Source organism: Pseudomonas sp. ICMP 3272 (genome assembly GCF_001466905.1).
Taxonomy (GTDB): Bacteria; Pseudomonadota; Gammaproteobacteria; order Pseudomonadales; family Pseudomonadaceae; genus Aquipseudomonas; species Aquipseudomonas amygdali.
Map to the genome: position 1 here is coordinate 21689 of NZ_LKEK01000071.1, position 22959 is coordinate 44647.

Annotated in this window: 18 protein-coding genes, 1 tRNA gene and 2 pseudogenes; 12 read left to right on the plus strand and 9 right to left on the minus strand. The window is 59.6% G+C overall.

Annotated features, from left to right (window positions below; genetic code table 11):
• The first annotated feature begins 90 nt into the window (after positions 1-90).
• Positions 91-1131, plus strand: coding sequence for a GlxA family transcriptional regulator (locus AO068_RS20050; RefSeq protein WP_003435886.1), 1041 nt, complete (start codon positions 91-93; stop codon positions 1129-1131).
• A 167-nt stretch (positions 1132-1298) separates the two neighbouring features.
• On the opposite strand, the gene AO068_RS20055 is transcribed toward AO068_RS20050, so the two are convergent.
• Positions 1299-1374, minus strand: a tRNA-Asn gene (locus AO068_RS20055).
• A gap of 512 nt (positions 1375-1886) precedes the next feature.
• Between AO068_RS20055 and AO068_RS29795 the strand changes: the two are divergent.
• Both AO068_RS29795 and AO068_RS29800 read left to right on the plus strand, forming a co-directional pair.
• Positions 1887-2756, plus strand: a pseudogene (locus tag AO068_RS29795) (HAMP domain-containing protein); the annotation flags it as partial.
• A gap of 285 nt (positions 2757-3041) precedes the next feature.
• Positions 3042-3617: pseudogene (locus AO068_RS29800) on the plus strand (methyl-accepting chemotaxis protein); the annotation flags it as partial.
• Positions 3618-3658: 41 nt separating this feature from the next.
• Here the strand turns inward: AO068_RS29800 and AO068_RS20065 are convergent.
• Genes AO068_RS20065 through AO068_RS20085 form a run of 5 tightly spaced genes read right to left on the minus strand, consistent with a single transcriptional unit; the run spans position 3659 to position 10202 of the window.
• Positions 3659-4501 carry an energy transducer TonB gene (locus tag AO068_RS20065; protein ID WP_058409255.1) on the minus strand — a complete coding sequence of 281 codons (843 nt, stop codon included), beginning with the start codon at positions 4499-4501 and terminating at the stop codon, positions 3659-3661.
• Positions 4498-4944: a protein TolR gene (gene tolR / locus AO068_RS20070; protein ID WP_057407804.1), complete on the minus strand. Its 447-nt coding sequence runs from the start codon at positions 4942-4944 to the stop codon at positions 4498-4500. Before tolR ends, AO068_RS20065 begins: the two co-directional genes overlap by 4 nt.
• Before the next feature lie 9 nt (positions 4945-4953).
• On the minus strand, positions 4954-5664 hold the full coding sequence (gene tolQ, locus AO068_RS20075) for a protein TolQ (protein ID WP_058401855.1): 711 nt from the start codon (positions 5662-5664) through the stop codon (positions 4954-4956).
• 55 nt (positions 5665-5719) lie between these two features.
• Complete coding sequence (locus tag AO068_RS20080) at positions 5720-7648, minus strand: phytase (RefSeq protein ID WP_058401854.1); 1929 nt, start codon at positions 7646-7648, stop codon at positions 5720-5722.
• A 37-nt stretch (positions 7649-7685) separates the two neighbouring features.
• Positions 7686-10202, minus strand: a complete 2517-nt coding sequence (locus tag AO068_RS20085) for a TonB-dependent receptor (protein WP_058409256.1) — start codon at positions 10200-10202, stop codon at positions 7686-7688.
• A gap of 523 nt (positions 10203-10725) precedes the next feature.
• Between AO068_RS20085 and AO068_RS20090 the strand changes: the two genes are divergently transcribed.
• A complete protein-coding gene (locus AO068_RS20090) occupies positions 10726-11640 on the plus strand; it encodes a GGDEF domain-containing protein (RefSeq protein ID WP_054072615.1) in 915 nt (304 codons plus the stop codon).
• A 9-nt stretch (positions 11641-11649) separates the two neighbouring features.
• A complete protein-coding gene (locus AO068_RS20095) occupies positions 11650-12687 on the plus strand; it encodes an AraC family transcriptional regulator (RefSeq protein WP_005755753.1) in 1038 nt (345 codons plus the stop codon).
• 7 nt (positions 12688-12694) lie between these two features.
• On the opposite strand, the gene AO068_RS20100 is transcribed toward AO068_RS20095, so the two are convergent.
• Genes AO068_RS20100 through AO068_RS20110 form a run of 3 tightly spaced genes read right to left on the minus strand, consistent with a single transcriptional unit; the run spans position 12695 to position 14953 of the window.
• Positions 12695-13369 carry a response regulator transcription factor gene (locus AO068_RS20100; RefSeq protein WP_004665622.1) on the minus strand — a complete coding sequence of 225 codons (675 nt, stop codon included), beginning with the start codon at positions 13367-13369 and terminating at the stop codon, positions 12695-12697.
• 19 nt (positions 13370-13388) lie between these two features.
• The gene (locus AO068_RS20105) at positions 13389-14258 is read right to left on the minus strand and encodes a phosphatase PAP2 family protein (protein WP_058409257.1); all 870 of its coding nucleotides are present in this window, start codon (positions 14256-14258) and stop codon (positions 13389-13391) included.
• Positions 14258-14953, minus strand: a complete 696-nt coding sequence (locus AO068_RS20110; protein ID WP_058409258.1) for a histidine phosphatase family protein — start codon at positions 14951-14953, stop codon at positions 14258-14260. The genes AO068_RS20105 and AO068_RS20110 overlap by 1 nt, the downstream gene beginning before the upstream one ends.
• 519 nt (positions 14954-15472) lie before the next feature.
• Between AO068_RS20110 and AO068_RS20115 the strand changes: the two genes are divergently transcribed.
• The 7 genes from AO068_RS20115 (at position 15473) to AO068_RS20145 (ending at position 22841) form a co-directional block, all read left to right on the plus strand.
• Positions 15473-16627, plus strand: a complete 1155-nt coding sequence (locus tag AO068_RS20115; protein ID WP_058409259.1) for a mandelate racemase family protein — start codon at positions 15473-15475, stop codon at positions 16625-16627.
• Between the two features lie 86 nt (positions 16628-16713).
• Positions 16714-18336, plus strand: coding sequence for an ABC transporter substrate-binding protein (locus AO068_RS20120; RefSeq protein ID WP_058409260.1), 1623 nt, complete (start codon positions 16714-16716; stop codon positions 18334-18336).
• 40 nt (positions 18337-18376) lie between these two features.
• Positions 18377-19414 carry an ABC transporter permease gene (locus AO068_RS20125; RefSeq protein WP_058409261.1) on the plus strand — a complete coding sequence of 346 codons (1038 nt, stop codon included), beginning with the start codon at positions 18377-18379 and terminating at the stop codon, positions 19412-19414.
• Positions 19414-20319 (plus strand): ABC transporter permease, encoded by a 906-nt coding sequence (locus AO068_RS20130; RefSeq protein ID WP_058409262.1) that lies wholly within the window; start codon positions 19414-19416, stop codon positions 20317-20319. Before AO068_RS20125 ends, AO068_RS20130 begins: the two co-directional genes overlap by 1 nt.
• Positions 20320-20368: 49 nt before the next feature.
• On the plus strand, positions 20369-21208 hold the full coding sequence (locus AO068_RS20135) for an ABC transporter ATP-binding protein (RefSeq protein ID WP_029240939.1): 840 nt from the start codon (positions 20369-20371) through the stop codon (positions 21206-21208).
• 10 nt (positions 21209-21218) lie between these two features.
• Complete coding sequence (locus tag AO068_RS20140; protein WP_005731967.1) at positions 21219-21983, plus strand: ABC transporter ATP-binding protein; 765 nt, start codon at positions 21219-21221, stop codon at positions 21981-21983.
• Positions 21984-22118: 135 nt separating this feature from the next.
• Entirely contained in the window at positions 22119-22841 is a 723-nt protein-coding gene (locus tag AO068_RS20145) for an oligogalacturonate-specific porin KdgM family protein (protein ID WP_058409263.1), read from the plus strand.
• The last annotated feature ends 118 nt before the right edge of the window (positions 22842-22959 follow it).

The window sequence follows — 22959 nt, forward strand, 5'->3', positions numbered from 1 at the left end:
CTTAAGCAGGCCCAACTGGAACTGTTAGATAACAAATAGGCCACACTTCATGCAAAACTCGCCAACTTGATTGCCAAAGCAGGATTTGCCATGCGCATTGCGATTGTTGCTGTGGAAGGTAGCTTGATGTCCGCCATCACTGGGCTGGCTGATTTGTTCTGGATGACCAATCAGGCGCTGAAATCACCACCGCCCGGGTTGGCTTCGGAAATGAGGGCCAAGATCGATGTTGAATTTGAGACGATCATCGTCAGTTCGGATGGCAAGGCGCTGCGCGATCCTCAGGGCAGACTGATTCCCGTTGATGCAGACTTTTACACCGCGGGGTCTTTTGATGCAGTCCTCGTTACCGGCATGGCCTTGGGCCCGGATAAATTGCCGCCCACGTCCGACTCCCTCAAACGCGCGGCGGATTGGCTCAAAGTGAACCACCAACAAGGCGTACTGGTCTGTGGGGCGTGCGCGGGTACGTTTGTTCTGGGAGAGGCTGGGCTGCTCGACAACAGACGTTGCACCACTACCTGGTGGCTGCATCACGCTTTCAAAAAACGATTTCCAAAGGCTCAGCCCGTGTGGGGCGCTGCGGTGGAGCAGCAAGACGGCATCATTACCACTGGAGGGCCGTTGTCCTGGATTGATCTAGCCCTCTACGTGATCAGGTGCCTGGCCGGTGCCGATGTCGCCAGGTTGACCGCAGATATTTCTGTGACCGACAGCTTGCCACTGCCTCAACTGGTTTATGCACCCCGCGGTTTTATAAATAGTGCTGATCCGCTGCTTCTGGAAACCGAGCAAATCATTCGCCATGCCAGACCCGGGCTGACGGCTGAAGAGCTCGCCAAAATGTTGAATCTGAGCGAGCGGACAATGCATCGACGATTCAAGAAACTAACCAATGAGTCGCCTAAAGAGCTCATTACCCGAGTGAGGATAGAAACGGCTTGCGTCCTCCTCCAGACACCGGGAGCCAGCATTAAACAAGTGGCACTCAAGTGCGGCTACAACGAGGATACCTCGTTCCGACGGGCTTTCATTCAACTTACCGGGATGACGCCTGCGGATTACAAGCGCAGGTCTAAAGCGCAGTCCTCCGATGCGAGCGGATCAACGACGCGTTCGGTGCAGACGTAAGATTCATTTCTGGTACTGGAGGCGATTTAAAAACTACTCAAGGTGTTTTCTCAGCCAAGTCCATGAATTGTCGCGTTGCCAGCGCTCGGCGCCAAAACGAAAAAACCCGCCAGAAGGCGGGTTTTCGGTGTTTCAAAGATTTTTAAAGTCTTCTCTGAAACCTTGTCTGGCTCCACGACCTGGACTCGAACCAGGGACCCAGTGATTAACAGTCACTTGCTCTACCAACTGAGCTATCGCGGAATGAGCGCTATGTTACTGATTAGGAAAAGGAAGTCAAGCGAGGGGCTGAAAAATTTTCTGCGTGCGGCTTACGCGATATCGGTTGTTCCTGATGCACCCACGGGAGAGTACCTCTAGTGCCTTACGCGACACGAGACACAGCTGATCGTACTGAAGTTGGCACTTCTGTCACATCAAGAAACATCTATCCCGGTCGACATCTGAGTCAGGTAATTCCTTTCCTACGGACCAGGTATAACAAAAAAATGGCCTCGCTCAAGACAGTACAAGCTCGCTACACCGCAACCTTCGTAGGATTCATGGCGCTGGTCATTGTTCTGACGGTGTATGGCATCGGTCAGTTCGTGTCCCCCAGGCTTACCGCCAACGATGAAAACATGCTGACCGCCAAGGCGGCAGACATCAGCAATGAGATCAAGACCGAGTTGGCCCGCGTACAGGCGCAGGCGCGGGTGATTACTGAACTGGTGCCGCAACTGTCCAGTGACGACATCGACCGCCTGCTGCCGTTTATGGTCAACCAGTACGGCGAAGCCAAGGTGTTTGGCGGCGGGATCTGGCCTTTGCCGAACGTGCGCACGCCCGGTCGTGCCAAGCACAGCACCTTTTACCATCGCGATGCGTCGGGCAAGTTGATCGTCAACACCCATTGGAACTCGCCTGAGTCGCTCAACTATTTCGAACAGGGCTGGCACAAAGGCGGCTTGAACTCCCCTGCTGGCCAATGCGCCTGGGCGCCCGCCTATCAGGATGCCGCCAGCCCGGAACCGCGCACCAACTGCGCCATGGCCATTACCAAAGACGGACAGCCTTGGGGCGTGTCGACCATCGACGTGACGCTGGGCTTCTTCAACAAGCTGGTTGAAGCCAAAGAGCAGGAAGTCCATGGCCGGATCATGATCATCGAGGCCGATGGCAAGATTCTGTCCAACGTACCGGGCAGCAGCGACAAGATCGTGCTGCGCAATGTCTCCGAACTGGCGGCGCAATCGCCGTTCATTAATGGAATCAAGTCGGCACTCGCCGTCAAAGGTTCTGGCACCTCGCGTCTGACCTACCAGAACAGCGATGGCGAAGAATCAACGCTGTTTCTGATGCCGGTTGCTGGAACGCCCTGGTTGCTGGCCGTTTCGCAAAACACCGACCTGCTGAAAAGCCAGAGCGAAACCGTCCTCAAGACCTTGGCCTGGCTGCAGATCCCGATGGTTCTGGTGCTGCTGGTGCTGATGATCGTTGCGTTGCGCACGCTGATGAACCGCCTGGGCGTGCTCAAAACCAACATCGACACGCTGTCGGCCGGTGATGCCGATCTCACCCGGCGCATTGCTGTCAAAGGGCACGATGAAGTAGATCAGGTGGGTGAGTCGGTCAACAACTTCATTGCCTACCTGCAACGCATGATGCTCGACGTCAGCAGTTCCACCAGCGAGATTGCCAGCGGTATCGAACAACTTCGCAGTCAGGCGGGCGTTACCAATGCCATTCTGATCCGTCACGCCAACGAAACCGATCAGGCCGTTACTGCGATCACCGAGATGTCCTCCACCGCGGACGAAGTGGCCCGCAGCGCGGCGCAGACCGCAAGCTTCACGCAGTCGGCCAACGAGAACGCGCAGGTGTCGAAAACCGTGGTTGCGGACGCTTCTGACAGCGTGAATGCACTGATCAGCGAGGTCGATTCGGCCACCAGCAAAGTGCAGTCGATGGAGCAGGACGCCAAGCGCATCAACGCGGTGCTGGCGGTGATTGGCGAAATCGCCGGGCAGACCAACCTGCTCGCGCTTAACGCCGCCATTGAAGCGGCGCGCGCCGGCGAACAGGGCCGTGGCTTTGCGGTCGTGGCCGATGAGGTGCGCGCCCTCGCCGCTCGCACCCAGGCCAGCACGTCGGAGATCAACGAAATGCTCGGCAGCCTGCAACAAGGCGTCAGCGCCGCAGTAGCCGCGATGGAAAAAACCCGCCAGAGTTGCCAGACCACGGCAGGCAAAACCACTGCCGTAACAAGCGGCCTGGACGACATGACTCGCTCGGTTCTGCAGATCAACGACCTGAGCACGCAAATCGCCACAGCGGCCGAGGAGCAAAGCGCGGTGTCAGAGGAAATCAGCCGTAACATCATTGCCGTTCGGCACATCGTCGAAGAGCTGGTCGAAGGCGGCTCCAGCAACGAACGCAGCACCGCTGCCCTTTCCGAGTCCAACACTCGCCTGATTGCGCTGGTACGGCGCTTCAAGGTCAGTTAAAACCTGTGCGGGCCTGCCGCAGCATGCATCAGGCCCGCTGTCTATTTGATCCGGTAGTGGAAAGTATTCTTCACCCCGGACACGGTCACCGCCCTGCCCTCGACAACCCGTGGCTGATAACGAAAGGTTTGCGCTGCGGCCAGTGAAGGACGGATGAACAATGGATGGCACGCACCCTGCACTTGCGGGTTGACCACCGTGCCTTGCGGCGACACGTCGTAGACCACCGTGCAATCACCCTCGATGCCTTTGTCGAGAGCCCGTTCGGGATAGTCCGGAGCCTCCTTGCTGAGCGGCTGATACTGGCTGCTGTCAGCGGCGGCCTGCTGTGGTGCTGATTGCTGCGACTGGCGGGCGCGCTCGGCAGACTGACGCGCCTGTTCGGCCTGACGTTGTTGCTCAACCTGCTGACGTTGCTGTTCGGCCAGCCGCTGCTGTTCCTGGCGCTTTTGCTGCTCGGCTTCGTGCAGGCGCTGAACGCTCTGTTGCTGTTCGCGCTCGCGCTTTTGCTCGTCAACGCGCTTGCGTGCCAACGCCGCCTGTTCGACCTGGCGCTGCGGCTCTGCCTGCGGTTTTGCAGCTTCTACCGGCTGGGTGATCGGCAGCGAGGCCGGTGCAGGTGGCGGCAGCTGAACAGGCTCGACAACCGACGCAGCGGTGACTGGAACCGGCTCAGGCGCTGGCGGCAAAATCACTAATTGCGTGGTCAGGGTTCTGGTCTGTGCGGGCGGTGCTTCGTGTGGGCTCCAGCCGAACATAAGACCGCCCAGCAGCACGCCATGCAACGCCAGTGCGACGGCAACGGCCAGTCCATTGCTGCGCAGCCAGGGCCCATTCACCCATTCGCGGCGCGGCGGGTGGTAATCGAGGGCCAGGGTGTTCATTGCGGGGCCTCGGTCACCAAGCCCAATTGCGTTACGCCACTGCGCTGCAGCGCCGCCATGGCGGCGACTACCCGGCCATAATCAGCCTTGTCATCGGCACGGATGAACACTTGCGTGTCCTTGCGCTCGGCAACCAGTCGGGCAATGCGCTCCTGCATGTCTTCAAGGCTCGCGGCCTGATCGGTCTGCGCCTGAGTATCGACCGTATCACCCAGGTTCCAGTAGTAGCCGCCCTGCGCCTTGACGGACAGGGTCACGATGCGCTGCCGGGTATCGCTGGCGAGCGCTTCGCTGGCGACTTTGGGTAACTCGATTTTCACCCCTTGGGTCAGCATCGGTGCCGTGACCATGAAAATCACCAGCAGCACCAGCATCACGTCAATGTAGGGCACGACATTCATTTCGGCTTTCGGACCATGTTTGCGTTGTGGTTTGACCAGCATGACAAGTCCTCAGGCCGCAGCGGCCATGTTGCGGGTCAGACCTTGCAGGGTGCGGTTCAGGCGCACCTGCAGTTCATTGCCGAAGCTGTAGTAGCGGGCCGTGAGCGTCTGGCCACGCGCGGCAAAGCGGTTGTAGGCGATAACGGCAGGAATGGCGGCGAACAGGCCGATGGCCGTGGCAATCAAGGCTTCGGCAATACCCGGCGCGACCGTCGACAGTGTGGCCTGCTGCACTTGAGACAGGCCGATGAAGGAATTCATGATCCCCCAGACCGTGCCGAACAGGCCGATATAGGGGCTGACCGAACCGACCGTGGCGAGAAACTGCAGGCCTTTTTCCAGTTGCAGCTCCTCCTCGCTGATGGCGACCTGCAATGCGCGTTCGACGCCGGACAGCACCACATCAGGCTCGATGCCGGGACGTGGCTTGAGTTGCACGTACTCGGCATAACCGGCATTGAAGACGCGCTCGATACCGTCAGCGCCCTCCTGAGCCGAACGGCTCTCGGCGTACAGCGGTGCCAGCTCTGCCTCACCGCGAAAGCGCTGCTGAAACGCATCCAGTGTCCGCTCGTAATGGCCCAGCGCAAGACTGCGCTGAATGATCAGGTACCAGCTGACCAGCGAAGCGAGCAACAAAATCAGCATCACGGCCTTGACCAGCAGGCTGGCATCGCTGATCAGGCCCCAGATGGTCATGTGTTCGAGGGTGGCGTGCATCGTGGTAGTCCTCTGTAATGGAACGAATGATTAGCACCGCTTGATGACAAACGACTTACGGCAGCTTCAAGGTTTTCATCACCTCGGCCCACGGCACGAACTTGAAGTTCTGCGCCTGCTCGGGCATGCGTTTGCGCCCGTCCTGAACCACCAGCATGCCTTTGCTCCAGGGGCCGCCGAGGTTCATGGAGGTCACTTCGATGCCGTCGGTTTCCGAGGTGCCGTCAATCCCGGCGTTCGCATTGAGACCCACCCGAAAAGCGCCGCGCAGTGTGTAAGGCGGCTCGGCATCGACCACCACGTAACTGTCGTTGCCCTGACTGGAGATCACCAGATAGTCGTGGTTGTCACTCTGATACAGCGCCAGCCCCTCGACATCGGCATGCACCGCCTCGCCCACCTTGATCACACTGGAAAGCGCTGCGGGCTGATCGGCGCGCGCATCGACTTCCCAGACGCCAACGTCCTCTTCACCGAGAAACAGGCGTTGACGCTGATCATCAGCCACGCAGCCTTCCGGCTGGGTGTCGACCTTGAAGCGGCGTACCAGCTCGCCTTTCGCCTTGCCGTCGGACGCGCTGAGCCGATACTGGAGAAAGCTGCCGTCTTTACCGTTGGCGAAGGCGTACAGCTCGCCACTGGCAGGTTTGAACAGGCAGACGCCATAGATTTCCGCCAATGGCGTGGGGATCTCTCCCGCTTCACGAATGACGCCGCTGGTCCGGTCGATGCTGAACAGGCTCAGGCTGTTGTGATCGCGGTTACTGGCTACCGCCAGGTCGACAGTCTTCTTGCCGAGCATGAAGCCTGGGCGTAGATCGACGTTGTTTAGGCGGCCTACCGGTAATTCCTGCAGCTGCTTGCCAGTCAGGTCATAAGCCAGCAGGCCCTGCTTTTTGTTGGTGCCCAACACGCGACTGAGCGCCGGATTTTTCGGGTGGACCCAAATGGCCGGGTCGTCGGCGGCGTCACCCTGACGCCCGACCGGCTGGCTCTGACTCGCCGCCATGACAGTCGGCAACGGCTTGGCGTTATTCACCGGTTTGGGCGACCAGTTCAGTTCACCCTGATACAGGCGCTCGCCGTCATTGTCGTTAAGCAACACCTGCAAGCTGTTCTTGCCCTCACGCACAGAAAGCCCTTCCGGCTTTTTCAAGCTCATCAGCGACAGATCGGCCACCGGCGTCCAGCTCTCCAGCGATTCCTGCTGCTGATAGAGATGCAATGCCTTGCCTTTCGGGTCCAGCGCCAGCAAGCCGCCCGGAACAATGGCCATTGCCCCCGCCGCCTGTTTCAACTCGCCAAACGGTTCGCGCAGGGCCACAGGCTGACGCGCGACATCGGCCTCGGGGTGCGCCGGGTAGGCCCACCAACCGATGTTTTGTTCATTGACGAACAACCTGTGCGCAGCGTCGTCAACCTGACAAAACTCGGCTTTGGGTGGTAGCGGCAGGTTACGCACCAGGCGTGGCGCGTCGTTCAGTTGGTTATCTGCGCCAATCAGCCATTGTTCGCCCTTGCCCTCCTCGCCCACCAGAAACACAAACAGGTTGCTGGCGTCATCGCGGTACAGGCACAGACCGGCCACTGAATAATCGCGTGCGGGCAGATAAACCAGCTTTGACCAGTGTGCTCCGGTCGGATCGAGCTGGGTCAGCATGGCCTGCTGGCGGGCATTATCCAGCGTTGCAATGAGCACACTTGAGCCTGTAGTACGGCTGTCGAGCCCTTGGAACGACCCCGGCATTTTCGCCAGCTCGCGGCCCTGCTCATCCAGCAGCAACAGACCGGCCTTGACGCTCGCGGCCAGGCGGCGGGTGCCGTCACTGCCCGGCAGAAAGCTCGCCGATTGAGCCTTGAACGAAGCATTTTCAGCCCAGCGTGTCAGGTTCAGGTCCATCGGCGGCGAAGCGTGCGCAGCCCCGGCCGCAAGACAAAGCAGTAGCGCCAGGCACGCTGGCTTGGGTGATAACGAAATGATCATGAACGGTTGAATCCTTTGAATGAGCGCGTCAGGTCGATCAGAAGTGAGTGAAGGTCAGGCCGACTTTGTAGGTCGGGCCGTATTCTTCGTACTGGCCGTTGTAGGCGCGATGACCGCTGTAGACGAAATACGGCTGATCGGTGAGGTTCTGCGCCTCGAAGCTGACCTTGAGGTTCTTGGTCAGTGAATAGCGGGCGCTGAAATCGACGAAAGTCTGCGCATCCACGTACTGGTCGTGGTCCTTGTCGCCGATCGACGCCAACTCGTAGAGATAGGCCGATTTGTAGTTGGCGGACAGACGCAGACTCAGCTTGTCGTTCTCCCAGCCGAGCATGACGTTGCCGACGGTTTTTGACTGACTGGGCAGGTCGATGTCGCGCTTGCGATTGGTGCCGGTGCTCTGGTCGAAACCGTTGATGCTGGCGTCGGAACGGCTCAGCGTGGCGTTGGCGCCCAGCAGCAGACCGTTCCATGGCGATGGCAGCCAGTCGAGCTTCTGCGAGTAGGCCAGTTCCAGGCCGTAGAGCTTGGCCTTGTCGCCGTTGGCGTAGGTGTTGGCTTCGGAGAAGTTCGCCCACTGCCCGGTACCCGCCAGGTCAGTGTTGTAGACGAAATTCTGGATGTCCTTGTAGAACACGAACGCCGACACCGTCCCCGCCCGGCCCATGAAGTGTTCGATGCCCAGATCAAGGTTGCTCGACTCCAGCGGCTTCAGATTCGGGTTACCGAAAGAGGCTTCGTCATCGTCGATCACAAAGCCCGGCGCAAGCTGCCCGAACGTCGGGCGCACCACGGTTTTGGTCCAGGCGGCGCGCAACTGGGTGCTCTTGTCGATCTGATAACGGGCATGCAAACCCGGCAACCAGTGGTGATAGCGGCGGTTGGTGGTACTGGACTCGAACGCGCCATCGCGCACACCGGTGCCCTTGGCGTCCATTTCCGTGCCTTCGTAACGCAGGCCGGCGATGAAGCGCCACTTATCGACATCCAGGGTATTCATGAAATAACCGGCATTGATGTCTTCGTTGATCTTGAAGTCATTGGCGCGGCTTTCAGCCTCATCGTAGGCGTTATCAGCGTTCAGGCCGCCGATCAGGCCCTTGATCGCAGTGGGACTGATGCCGCTGCCGAAATTGCCCAGTCGATAGTCGATGGTGCCTTTCTGAAACTGTGTCAGGTTGAGTTGCTGGTCGCTGATACCCTGGTCATCGAAATCTTCGTATTTCCAGACTTCCAGATCGTTGCTTTTGTCGCGTCGGCTGACCTTGCCGCCAAACTTGAACTGCGAGGCATAGCCCTTGAAGTCGTAATCGCGGGCCAGGTCGAGGCGCACGTTCTTCTCGGTGTCTTTGGTGTACTGCTTTTCCCGGTCGACCTTGTCCAGGGTAAAGTTCGAATTGTCGTAAAACGAGGGATCGACGATGGGCCTTGGCTTGTCGCGGTCGTAGAAACCGGTGTCGGCAAAATCATCGTTGCCCACGAATGTGGCCCCGGCAATATGGCTAGGGCTGTCTTCACTGGACTCGCTGTAACCGGCCTGGCCGCTGAGCGTCCACAGGCCGACCATACGTTCGCCACCAAACACGTAGGACTGGATTTCTTGGGTTTCGGTGCGCGCCTTGAGCTTGCGCGTGCCTTCGGCATCGCCGGTCTGCCCTGCGCTCTGGGCATTGGCAAATTCGAAACCGTTGGTGGTGCGCACCTCATCATCCTTGAAACGGCTGTACAGGGTGCGCAGGTAGTATTTGCTGAGGTCATCGGGTTTGTAATCGAAGTTAAGACCACCCCCGGTGCGCTCGCGGCTGATGTCGTAGTCGCGTTGTTCAAACGATTGCAGTCGCGAGCCGTCCCAGTCTCCGCCGGTCTCGACGTTGTCGGAGCCGAAATCACGCTTCTGCCAGCTCAGTGCTGCCGCCACACCGAAGTTGTCGATGCCGTCGCCAAGGCTGAAACGATTGCTCGCCGCGCCGGAAAACTTGGGGCTGGTCTGGTGGGTGTTCTTGTCGTAGCTGGCTTCGCTGCTGCCGGTGTAGAACAGCCCTTTGTGGTCGAAGGCAGAGAGGCTTTCGACATCGACTGTACCGCCCAGCGAGTTGGCGTCCATGTCCGGGGTCAGGGTTTTGATCACTGACAGTGACTGCACCAGTTCGGCAGGCAGCACATCCAGCGCCACGGCGCGTCGGCCACTTTCCGGGGCAGGCACCAGCGTGCCGTTGATGGTCACGCTGTTGAGGTCAGGCGCCAGTCCCCTGACGGTGACAAAGCGCCCCTCGCCCTGATCGCGCTCGACGCTGACGCCCGGCATGCGTTGCACTGCTTCGGCGACGTTCTGGTCCGGTAGCTGCGCAACACCGTCGGCATGCACGACGCTCTTGATGCTGTCGGAGCTGCGTTGCTCCTTGAGCGCGTTGTCGATACTCGCCGCCTGCCCGACCACTTGCACATGCTCGGTGGTATCGGCTTCGGCCGCCTGTAAGCGTTCGCTGGCAATGGCAAATGCCAGCGCGCTGAGTGTGAAGCCGACCAGTTGAGCCCTGCTGCGACGCCTGTGCATGTTAAGTCCTCCCCCATAATCCCGACAGGCCAGGCAAATGACCCGGCAACTGGAGGCGCAAGCTAGAGTCGTGCAGTGACGGTTCTGTGACAGGTAACGGGCGCAGGGGCTGGAAACAGCGGGTTTGAGGGTGATTTGGCAGGCAAATGAGCTGATTTGACTTTCAGGCGGGGCTGGCCGGAATCAAAAGCCGATGTGCGTATGACTCTCTTTCCAACGCTCTGCGTTGGAATGCAGTTCGTGACGCTCCGCGTCGCCAGTGCCGCCGTGATCGAGAAGCACGTATGGCGACCTCCTGCAGACGCATCATGACATTGTGCTGCTCCGGAGACTTGTGACGCAAAGCGTCACGAACCGCATGCGCTTGGCAGGCGAACCAGCCGGGTGGCGGACAGGCGCATAGAAAAAACCTGCAACACCCGTGAGCTGATTCGACCTTTCGCGGTCCGCGTTACCCGTCACCGAAGTGTCATGTACATCTGTTCTGCTGGCCGATAACCAGCAGCTCGGGAGCCGTCTTTTCATGTTCAGGATCATCCAACCCCATCGCTGGAAACTCGCTGCGCTGATGGTCGCCTCCAATCTGGGCCTGCTGGCCTTTCTGGCATTTGGCAACGTCAAGCAGGTCAGCGAATGGCAATGGCTCGACATCGTCGGCGAAGGCGGCTCTGCGCTGCTGTCGCTGGTCTGGCTGTTTCTGGTGTTCAAGAGCCGGCCGGCCGGCCGGGTCACCAATTACCTGTCAACAGGCCTGAGCTGTGTGTTCTTCTCGTGGTGGATCGACGCGCTGGACGAGTTCATTCGCCTGCCCAGCCAGATCCATTGGGGGCACTGGCTGGAATCCGGACCGATGCCAATCGGCCTGATCCTGCTGACCCTCGGCATCTACCACTGGCATCGCGAGCAACTGGCGATCAGTGCGCAGATGGAAAAACGCGAGCGTGGCTTTCGTGAGCATCGGCTGTACGACAAGCTCACCCCGCTGGGCAGTGCCGACTATTTGAAACGCCAACTGGTCGTCAGCCTGGAACAGAGCCTCTGCCAGCAGCAACCGTTGTCGCTGCTGGTAGTGGACGTGGATGACTTCAGTGCGATCAATAACGCATTCGGTCATGCCGAGGGCGATGAGGTTTTATCGGCGCTCAGCCATCTGCTGGTACTCAACCTGCGCCGCCAGGACCTGCTCTGCCGTCTGGCGGGCGACCGCTTTGTGGTGTTGTTGCCCAATACCGGAGAGAGTCAGGCGAAACTGCTGGCGCTGGAGCTGCAGCAGGCGGTTGCCAGCCTGGCGCACAAGACCCGGCAACAGGGTGAACGCATTCAACTGTCGGCCAGCGTGGCGGTGGTCATGGCCCTCAATGAAACGCCGGACAACCTGCTGCGTCGCCTCAACCTGTCGCTGGCCCGCGCCCGACGTCCCCTGACCCGTACTGCCTGAGCGACTGCCGTGACCCTCAAAAGTGACTGGTACGAAGCCGACAGCCGCTTCATCCCCGGCCATTACCAGCCGGCTACGCTGATTGATCTGGCCTTGTCGCGCGGGATCGACAGCCATCGCCTGCTCAAAGGAACCGGCCTGTTCTACGAAGACATCGTTGCGGGCAAGACGCGGCTCAGTGCGCAGCAATTCTTCGTTCTGATCGGTAACGCACAGCGCCAGATGGAGGCCGACGACACCAGTTTTCTGTTCGGCCAGCGACTGTTTCCCGGCCATTACGGCGCTGCAAGCCATGCGCTGCGTCATGCGCAAAACCTGCATCAGGCGCTGGAAATCCTCATCCACCAGCATGCGCTGCTCAGCCCGTTGCTGACGCCGCGTCTGGAGCTGGACGAGCATTTTGCCTACCTTTACTGGCTGGACAGTTGCGGCGCGGGCGAACAGCAACGCTTCCTGCTGGAGGCCGGTATGACTGCACTGGTGGCGATGAGTCAGCTGCTCAGCGGGGAACGCCTGCCGTGGGAGTGCAGTTTCTGTCACGAGGAACCGCGCTACATCGAACAATACTGGGTGCATCTGGGCGAGAACACGGCATTTGGCCGCCCGCTGGACATGATGCGCCTGCCCCGGCATTACCTCACCCGCGCATGGCCAGGCGCATCGCCCATCGCCGTGCAGGTCGCACAACAGGAGGCCGCCGGACAACTCGCTGCACTGGGTATGCCATTCAGCCTGCTGGACCGGTTACACCAGCACCTGCGTGACAACGTGCGCCAGGCTACCAGCCTGGAACAGGTGGCAAATGCCTTCGCCATGAGCCCGGCTACGCTGAAGCGCAAGTTACACAAACACGGCACCAGTTTTCAGGCCCAGCACGACCTGGCGCGCAAGCATGTCGCGCTGTACCTGTATCAGATCAAGGGGCTGAGCAACGAGGCTGTGGCGGACTACCTGAACTTCAACGATCCGGCCAACTTCCGCCGCTCGTTCAAGCGCTGGACCGGCAGCACACCGACCTTGATCCAGCGCCTGTTCAATTTCGACTGAACAGGCTTCAGCGCTGTACACACAACTTGTAACCCAGGCCATGAGCGGTATGCAGCAACGGCGTCTCGTGGTCGCCGTCCAGTACCCGCCTGAGGATATGAATGTTGCTGCGCAGGCTACTGCTGTTCGGGGCATCACGCCCCCAAAGCACTTCTTCCAGCTCGGATCGCTTCACGATATGGGGACTTTTGCGCATCAGCAATTCCAACAGTTTCATGTTGGTCGGGTTGAGCTTCAAAGGCACACCGTTGCGGGTTATCTCAAGGGTATCCAGATCGAAGTGCAGGTCAGCGACCACCATTACCCGGTTATCCTTGCGCTGGCGTCGGCCCACCACCGCTTCAACCCGGGCGAGCACCTCGGACATCGCGAACGGCTTGGTGATGTAATCATCGGCGCCCACCTTGAAGCCGGTAAGACGGTCATCCAGCTCATCCCGCGCACTGAGCATTACAATGGCGACTTCCGACTTCGAATACTGGCGCAGACTGCGGCAAATCTGGTTGCCGTCAATGCCCGGCAACATGATGTCGAGAATGATCGCGTCGAAACGCTTCGACGCCGCTAGGTGCAGCCCGCTCAGGCCGTCCAGCGCACCTTCTACCGCGTGCCCCCTGAGTTCGAAGAATTCCAGCAGGTTATCGTGAATGTCACGGTGGTCTTCAATAACCAGAATGTTCATTGCAGCGCCTTCTTGTTTTCTACCCGGCCGAGCGGGACCCTGTTGCCATTGAATCGGCAGGTTGAGTAAAAAATTCATCACGCCGACCGGAAACCGCAGCGTTACGAATTGGCTGTTGCAACCTGGATCGTCCATAAAAGCACAGTGCGACCAGCAGCGTGCTCAGCCACACCACGATACCCGCCCAGAACGTGTGCGACATAAAGTGCCAGCCTTGCAGCACCCGCGTAGTGCCGTAGATCATGCCGAGCACGAGAATGCCTGCCAGCAGGATCTTGGAATGCTGCCAGCAATAGCGCCGAGCCACGAAGTACAAGGCCAGCAGACTGAATGCGCTTGACGCATGACCGCCTGGCCAGCAACGCCCGGCACCGGCTTCATGCAGAAAATTGAAGTTTCGGAACCACTCGATGTGCGCCTCGCTGCCACCGTACAAGGTGGTTTCAACGGGGCAGTACACACTGGTGTGGCTTTTCAGGTAATGGATCATGCCGGTGCTTAGCGCAAAGGCAACGATCACGAAAAAAAAGTCCAACCGATGCCTGCGCGTAAAGCGCAGAAGCGCCTCTGTCCGGGAACCCGACAGGCGCCTCATGAAGCGCGAACCGGCCTTTTTTTCCAGTAAAGGCCAGACAAACGAAAGCATTGCACCAATGATCGCCAACTCTCCGGTCCAGTCCGGGATGATTCGCGCCCACTTGTGCGTGATGGTCTCGAACAGGTGCATCTGCCCGATGGGAAATACACCGGCTGCCGAATCAAAAAACAGATCACTCAACTGTCGGTCAATACTGGTCAGGTCGAATGTCACGAAGACCAGTAGAGCGAAAAACACGGGCACACCCAGATTGACGGCGTAAAACCGCAGCCTGGGGCTGGAAGATGTCATCAATTGAATTGCTCGCTGTTGAGGTTTGCCCATTGCCCGGAAGTCAGCGAGCCGAGAATTTTCGGCCGGTGGGTACCATCCATCTGCACGAAAAATGCCTGAGCGTACTCACTTGAACGCTCGCCGCCGATCACGCCGATCTTGCGTTCGAACTGGTCGATACAGCCGCTATGCGTCACCAGCACCAGATTTTCGCCACTGACCTTGTGGTCTTCCACGACCTTCATGAAACCGCCGTCACAGTCGTTGATCCAGTCCTGAGCGGCCACGGAATGGCCTGCCAGAAGTTGTGCAGTCTGCTGAGTGCGGGTCTTGGGGCTGGCGATCATGCGCACATGGTCCATGCCCATTTTCTGCAAACCGGCGCCCACGGCCAGTGCCGCATCCCGCCCGTTGGAGGTAATGCCGTCAGCATCGCTCATGCAGGGGTTGCTAGAGCGGTCGCAGCGTTCGGCGTGCCGAACCATCACCACCACATCACCTTGCCGCCAATGCTCGCGAAGACCGGAAACCTTCAGGTTGCTGCCAATGCCCAGATCCACCACATGCACGCTTGAGAACGCCGTATAAAACCAGGCGCAGATCGCCAGCAATACGACAGTCACCGTTATCGAGACGATGTGCTGATGCACTTTGTGGCGCTGCTGAATGCCCGAATCGGCAAGCACATTCTTGTTTATTGTCGTGTCAGCCAAGTGACCACTCCTGCCATGAACCTATGTGTGGTGTTGACTCGGGAGGTACCCGATGTCTTCACCGCTCCCGTGCAGGCAAGATAGGTTCAGCATCGTGCTGACGCAGTGAAGAGGATGTGAAAAACATGTTGTGGCCCAGCGCCATGTTTTTTACGAAAGCCCTGAAAACGGGGCTTTGCGGCTTTTCTGACTTGAACATGAAGATAATTTAAGCGTTTTGCGGAAAATTCAGCGCGCCGCCCTGCCCTGCACGGGGCGTTCCTGGCGCGACGGCAGGTTGCGTGCAGCACTTAATGCTATTCAGAGGCCAAAGGTATAACGACTTAAACGCTGTCATCCCGCGCACATACCTCACGCCACTCATCGCGATTCGCTCATAACCGCCTATAACGCCCATCAATACAGGAAATAGTCGTCATACGACTATTGACATCGCCCTACAAGGCTGCAAATAATCGCCCCAATGTTGTATGACGACATACTAATAAACTGATAACAACAATATCCATGAAGGTCCTCATGAAAATCACCTCGGTCAGTGTCGACGTTTTTTCCTTCCCTTCACGCCGCGCTGTAGACAGCGCAGGTCATGCCCATCCAGGCGAAGAAAAACCGGTCAGAATGGCCATGCTGCGTATCGCCTGCGACGAGGGCAGCGAAGGATTTTCCTTTGGCCCGCCCGAACTGATCCGCCCGCACATCATCGAGTCATTCGTGAAAAAGGTGCTGATCGGCCAGAACCCGATGAATCGTGAAAAAATCTGGCAGGAACTGGCTCACTGGCAACGCGGCAGCGCCAGCCAGTTCACCGACCGTGCGCTGGCACTGGTAGAGCAGGCGCTGTGGGACCTTGCCGGACGCGCCTTGAAACTGCCCGTGCACAAACTGTTGGGCGGCTACCGTGACAAGGTACTGGCCTACGGCTCGACCATGTGCGGTGACGACTTGCCCGGCGGCCTGTCCACCCCGGACGAATACGGTCAGTTTGCCGAAAAGCTGGTAAAGCGCGGCTACAAAGGCATCAAACTGCACACCTGGATGCCGCCGATCTCGTTCGCCCCCGACCCGCGCATGGATGTGCAAGCCTGCTCTGCGGTGCGGGAAGCGGTCGGCCCGGACATTGCCCTGATGCTCGACGGGTATCACTGGTACAGCCGCACCGACGCGCTATACATCGGGCGTGAACTGCAAAAGCTCGACTTCGCCTGGTTCGAAGAGCCGATGATGGAAGACTCTGCCGAATCCTATGCCTGGCTGGCGGCCAACCTGGACATTCCGGTGCTTGGCCCGGAAAGCATTGCCGGCAAGTACCACAGCCGCGCCAGCTGGGTGACCAACAAGGCCTGCGACATCCTCCGCGCTGGCGTGGCTGGCGTCGGCGGCATCGGGCCGTGCCTGAAAGTCGCGCATCTGGCCGAGTCGTTCGGCATGGACTGCGAAGTGCATGGCAACGGCGCTGCCAACCTCGCCGTGGTCGGCGCGATCAGCAACTGCCGCTGGTATGAACGCGGCCTGCTGCATCCGTTTCTTGAATACGACGATGTACCGGCCTACCTCAATACGTTGGTCGACCCAATGGACAGCGACGGTTTCGTGCACCTTTCGGGGCAGCCCGGACTGGGCGAAGACATCAACTTCAGCTATATCGAGACACACACCGAACAGCGTTACTGACTGGCAGCATTGCGAAGGGCACGCCGAGCGCCCTTAGCTCGACATCTCGACACAGCGTCTTATAAATATAAAAAAGGACTGCCCCCATGAAGCTCTGGCTCAAGCGCCTGCCCTGGCTGCTATGCCTCGCCCTGACGGCGACACTCGTGCACACCCCGCCCGCCCTGGCGCGCGGTGAAACACCGGTCGATCAACTGGTGGTCGGCATGAGCATGATCAACCTGCTGTCACTGGACCCGGCAGGCGCCACCGGCCTTGAGGTGTCCGAGGTCAACGCCAATGTCTATGACATGCTGCTGGAACAGGACGCTGCCCGCCCCGACCAGTTGATTCCGGCACTGGCCGAGCGCTGGGAAATCAGCCCCGACCGCATGCGCCTGACCTTCCATCTCCGCCCGGATGTGACGTTTCACTCCGGCAACCCGCTTACTGCCCAGGACGTTGCCTGGTCGCTGCAACGTGTGGTCACACTCAACAAGGCCCTGGCTTCCACCTGGAAAGCCTACGGTTACACCGCTGACAACGTCAGCAAACTGATGCGCGCCGAAGGACCATCGACCTTCGTGCTTGACCTGCCCAAAGCCACCGACCCCATGCTGGTGCTCAACACGCTGGCAACCTCGCCCAGCGCCTTCATCATTGATCGGCTGACCGCGTTGCAGCACGCCAGGGGTGATGATCTGGGCGCCGCCTGGCTGACCACCAACACAGCGGGCTCCGGCGCATTCAAGCTGGACATCTGGCGTGCCAACGACGTGATTCTGATGAGCCGCTTCGAGCAATACTGGCGCGGCCCGGCCAGACTGCGTCGGGTGATCATGCGCAACATGACCGAATCCCAGGCGCTGCGCCTAATGGTGGAGCGCGGAGACCTGGACGTGGCGCGCGGCATGGCGGCCACCGACATCAAGGCACTGACCCGCTCGAAAGACGTCAATGTGCAGACCATCCCGCGCGGCACCCTGTACTACGTCGCACTGAGCATGGAGCAGCCACTGTTTCAGGATATCCGGGTGCGCCAGGCGATTCGTGCGCTGATCGACTATCAAGGCATCAACTCCGTGGTCATGCCACATTACGGAGTTATCAACCAGCGCCCGCTGCAACTGGGGCTGGCGGCCAGACTGGATGATCCGGGCTATGCGCTCAACGTCGCCGAGGCCAGGCGCCTGCTGGCCGAAGCCGGGCACCCGAATGGCTTCAAGATCACCATTCGCTCGCTGACCGACTCGCCCTTCATCAACATCGCCACCAGCCTGCAATCGACGCTCGCCCAGGCAGGCATTCAGGCGTCGATCATTACCGGCACCGGTAACCAGATCTACGGCGCAATGCGCGACCGGCGCTTCGACATTCTGGTCGGGCGTGGCGGTGGCGGTGCCGAGCGCCATCCGCACTCCAGCCTGCGAGCGCTCATTTACAACCCGGACAACCGCGAAGAAGCCAGGTTGAGCAACTTTCAGGGCTGGCGCACCTCGTTCTACAACGCCGAGATCAACCAGTTGATCGAGCAGGCCGAACGCGAGCGTGACGCCAGCCGGCAACTGGCCGACTACCAGCGCATCCAGACCCTGTATGACCAGAAAGCCGGGCCGATCATGCCGATTTCGCAGATGACCGATGAAGTGGTCATTCACGCTGACGTCCGGGATTACCTGGGTCACAGCGCCGCGACCACGCGCCTGCGTGACGTCTACAAGCAACGCTGAACCCATGCGTTCAATCGCTCAAGCCAAGGCAGGAATAACCATGTCGAGTGCATCGATTTCAATTTGGAGCAGTCGGGTTGCCCACGGCACCCGTCGCAGCGGATCAGTGGCGGCGACCCTGTTCGGCCTGCTGTTGCTCACTTTCTTCATTGGCCGGGTCATGCCGCTGGACCCGGTGCTGGCCATCGTCGGCCCCGACGCAGATGCGGCCGCCTACGCTCAGGCGTATCAGGAACTGGGCCTGGACAAACCGCTGACCACCCAGTTCGTCATGTACCTCAGTGACCTGTTACATGGTGATCTGGGCAAAGCCCTGCTGACCGGCCACCCGGTGATAGACGATATCGTGCGGGTTTTCCCGGCCACGCTGGAGCTGGCCACCCTGGCAATCCTGTTCGGCGTGTTGCTGGGTTTGCCATTGGGGGTGTATGCAGCCACGCATCAGGGCCGCAGCGGCGACCATATTGCCCGGGTCATCACCCTGTTTGGCTATTCCACGCCGATCTTCTGGCTGGGCATGATGGCTTTTCTGGTGTTCTACGCCTGGCTGGGCTGGGCCGGAGGGGTCGGACGCATTGGCCTGGCTTATGACGGCCTGATCGAAACCCGCACCGGCCTGTTGCTGATCGATACCGCACTGTCCGGCGACTGGGAAGCCTTTCGCAGCGCACTGCGCCACATCCTCCTGCCTGCGGTAATCCTCAGTTTCAATTCGGTGGCGTATATCAGCCGCATGACCCGCAGCTTCATGCTCGAACAGCTTTCGCAGGAATACATCATCACCGCCCGGGTCAAGGGCCTCTCGCAGCGACGTATCGTCTGGGGCCACGCGTTCCGCAACATTCGCGTGCAACTGCTGACCATCGTCGCCCTCGCCTACGGCGGCCTGCTGGAGGGCGCGGTGCTCATAGAAACCGTGTTCGCCTGGCCCGGCTTCGGCCAGTACCTGACCAGCAGCCTGCTGCTGGGCGACATGAATGCCGTGATGGCCTGCGTTCTGCTGATCGGGTTGATCTTCGTGATCCTCAATCAGATCAGTGACGCCCTTTATAAAGTCTTCGACCCGAGAACCCGCTGATGACGACTTCCATTGCAAGCAGCGCCACGCCCATGGTTCAGGCGCCAACCTCCAGCCTCGCGGCACTGGCCGCCAGCAGTGCGCGCCTGATGCGTTTTCTGTTGCGCAACCCGATGACGCTGGCAGGGCTGATCGTCATCGGCACGCTGATGATCGTCGCGCTGTTCGCGCCGTGGATCGCCACTCACGACCCGCTGGCTCAGGACCTGTCGGCCGCGCTGCGCATGCCCGGTGCACAGAACTGGTTAGGCACCGATGAATACGGCCGCGACGTGTTCAGCCGATTGGTCTACGGCTCGCGCATCACGCTGTACATCGTGATGCTGGTGACGGTGATCGTCGGCCCGATCGGCCTGCTGATCGGCACTGTGTCCGGCTATTTCGGCGGCTGGGTCGACAGCCTGTTCATGCGCATCACCGACATCTTCATCTCGTTCCCCAGTCTGGTGCTGGCACTGGCCTTCATCGCCGCCCTGGGCCCTGGCCTGGAACACGCAGTGATCGCCATCGCCCTGACTGCGTGGCCACCGATCGCCCGCCTGGCGCGGGCCGAAACCCTGTCGTTGCGCAACGCCGATTTCGTTGTCGCGGTGAAGCTGCAAGGTGCCTCGGCAGTGCGGGTGATCGGCCGTCACATCATTCCGATGTGCCTGTCTTCGGTGATCATCCGCCTGACCATGAACATGGCCAGCATCATTCTTACCGCCGCCGCACTGGGCTTTCTCGGCCTCGGCGCACAGGCGCCGCTGCCGGAATGGGGCGCGATGATCTCCAGCGGCCGTCGTTACATGCTGGAAAGCTGGTGGCTGGTGGCCGCACCCGGCGCAACCATCATGCTGGTCAGTCTGGCGTTCAACCTGTTGGGCGATGGATTGCGCGATGTACTTGATCCACGCAGCGAATGACACGCATCGAACAATAATAAAAGGGGCTAACACCATGTCACACACAGCCATGCCACAGATAAAGCTTGCAGTAGAAGATTTACGCGTCGAGTTCAGTCATGCGGGCAAGGTCACGGCAGCCGTTCGCGACGTGTCATTCAGCCTTGGCCGGGAAAAGCTGGCGATTGTTGGCGAATCGGGATCGGGCAAATCCACGGTCGGTCGCAGCCTGCTGCGTCTGCATCCGGCAACGGCCAGGGTCACGGCGAAAACCCTGCGTTTCGGCGATATCGATTTACTTGAATGCAGCGAAAAACAGATGCAGAGCATTCGCGGGCGGCGCATGTCGATGATCATGCAGGACCCGAAATACTCGCTGAACCCGGTGATCAAGGTAGGCGAACAGATCGCCGAGGCCTATCTGGCGCATCACAGGGTTTCTAAAAAGGAAGCCCGCGAACGCACGCTGGACATGCTCGCCAAGGTGCACATCCGCGAACCGGCGCGAGTCTACGAACTGTATCCCCATGAAGTTTCGGGCGGTATGGGCCAGCGGATCATGATCGCGATGATGGTGATCACCGACCCGCAAGTGATCATCGCCGACGAGCCGACTTCCGCACTGGATGTGTCGGTGCGCCGTCAGGTGCTCAACGTGCTGGAAGAGCTGGTCAGCGAGCGCGATCTGGGCCTGATCTTTATCAGCCACGACCTGAATATGGTCCGTCACTTCTGCGACCGGGTGCTGGTGATGTACGCCGGGCGGGTCGTGGAATCGCTGAACGCCAGCGAGCTGGACCAGGCGCGTCATCCCTACACGCAAGGCCTGTTGGCCGCCCTGCCCAGCCTGGATCACCCGCGTGCCAGCCTGCCGGTTCTGCAACGCGATCCCCTTTGGCTCACTCACTGAGAATGCTCCCATGGCAATGATCACAGTCGATTCACTGAACCTGAGCTTCGGCACTGGCCCAGCGCTGAATCAGGTGCTGCGTGACGTCAACCTGCAGGTCGAGCAAGGCCAGTCGTTCGGCCTGGTCGGCGAGTCCGGCTCGGGCAAGACCACCGTGCTGCGCTGCCTGGCAGGACAATATCATCACTGGAGCGGCGCACTGAGCGTGGCCGGCCAGACCGTACAGCGCAAGCTCGATGCCAGTCACTACCGCACCGTGCAGATGGTCTTTCAGGACCCCTATGCCTCACTGCATCCGCGCCACACCATCGACGCGGCACTCAAGGAGCCATTGAGCATCCACCGGATCGGTGACCGCGACCGTCGCGTCTGTGAAGTGCTGAACAAGGTCGGTCTCAACGAAAGCTTTCGTTTCCGTTACCCGCATCAGCTGTCCGGCGGCCAGCGCCAGCGGGTCGCTATTGCAAGAGCGCTGATTCTCGAACCACGTGTGCTGCTGCTCGACGAACCCACCTCGGCACTGGATGTTTCGGTGCAGGCCGAAATTCTCAACCTGCTGGCCGACTTGCGTCATCAGCAAGGCCTGACCTACCTCATGGTGACCCACGACCTCGGTGTAGTGGCGCACTTGTGTGACCGGGTTGCGGTCATGCAGCAAGGCCAGGTGCTGGAAACCCTCGACAGCAGCCAGTTGATCAACAACCAGGCTCGGCACGAGTATTCGCGACTGCTGATTCAGGCCAGCCGCGACATGGACCTGCGCCCGACGGGATGAGCCGCCGCCGGGCTCACGACCGCTGAACCCGTAACCCTGCCGACACTGTGATCCCCGGCCCTCTCGGCCAAGGGATCCGGCTGCCTGCGATTTGCCTCAACACACCCAAAACAGCCATCAAACAAGAATAAAAAAATGAAAAAATCACTCGCACTGATCTCTCTGACTGCTCTGTTCCCCGGCGCCTGGGCGAATGCCGACAGCGCGTACATCAACTACCGTCACCAATATGCAGAAAGCACACGCATGCATGCCGACCGGGTCAAATTCGGCAGCCGGCTGGACAGCGGCTGGGGCTTCGAAGGTGAACTCAAATACAAGACCGCAGGCGACCGCCAGGACGTAGCGTTCGACAACACCGTCGGCAACGGCCACGAATTGACGGTCAGCTATCAATACCGGCTCGACGACAAATGGCTGCTGACGCCTTCGTTTGCACTGGAAAGCATCGAGAAATCGACGGCCTATAAAATGGGCCTGAAGCTGGGTTACAAAGTAAACGATCAGTTGAGCGTGTCAGGCCGCTATCGCTACGACTCGATCAAGCTGGACAGGGACAAGGTCAACCACGAAATGCCTGACAACCAGATGGACGATCAGTCGATCAATCGTTACGACGTCTGGGTCAACTACGCCAGCAAAGGCCCGTGGGCGTACGAGTATCAGTTCACCTACTTCGATGCCGACTACATTCGCTATGACAACGGCAAGACCGACTACGAACAGAACGCGGCCTTCAAATACAAATGGGACAAGCACTGGGTGCCGTTCTTTGAAGTGGGCGACATCAAGGTCGATTCCGAAGATGACAAGCGCCAACTGAGATTGCGCGTGGGCGTGCAGTACAACTTCCTGTAGCGGGTCCCACTGGAGCACACCATCGTGCGACGCTCCGCGTCGCATGCATTGTCTGGCTTCTGATTATCGTGCCGACGCTCCGCGTCGCATGCCGTTCTGGACGCTCTGCGTCCTCTTT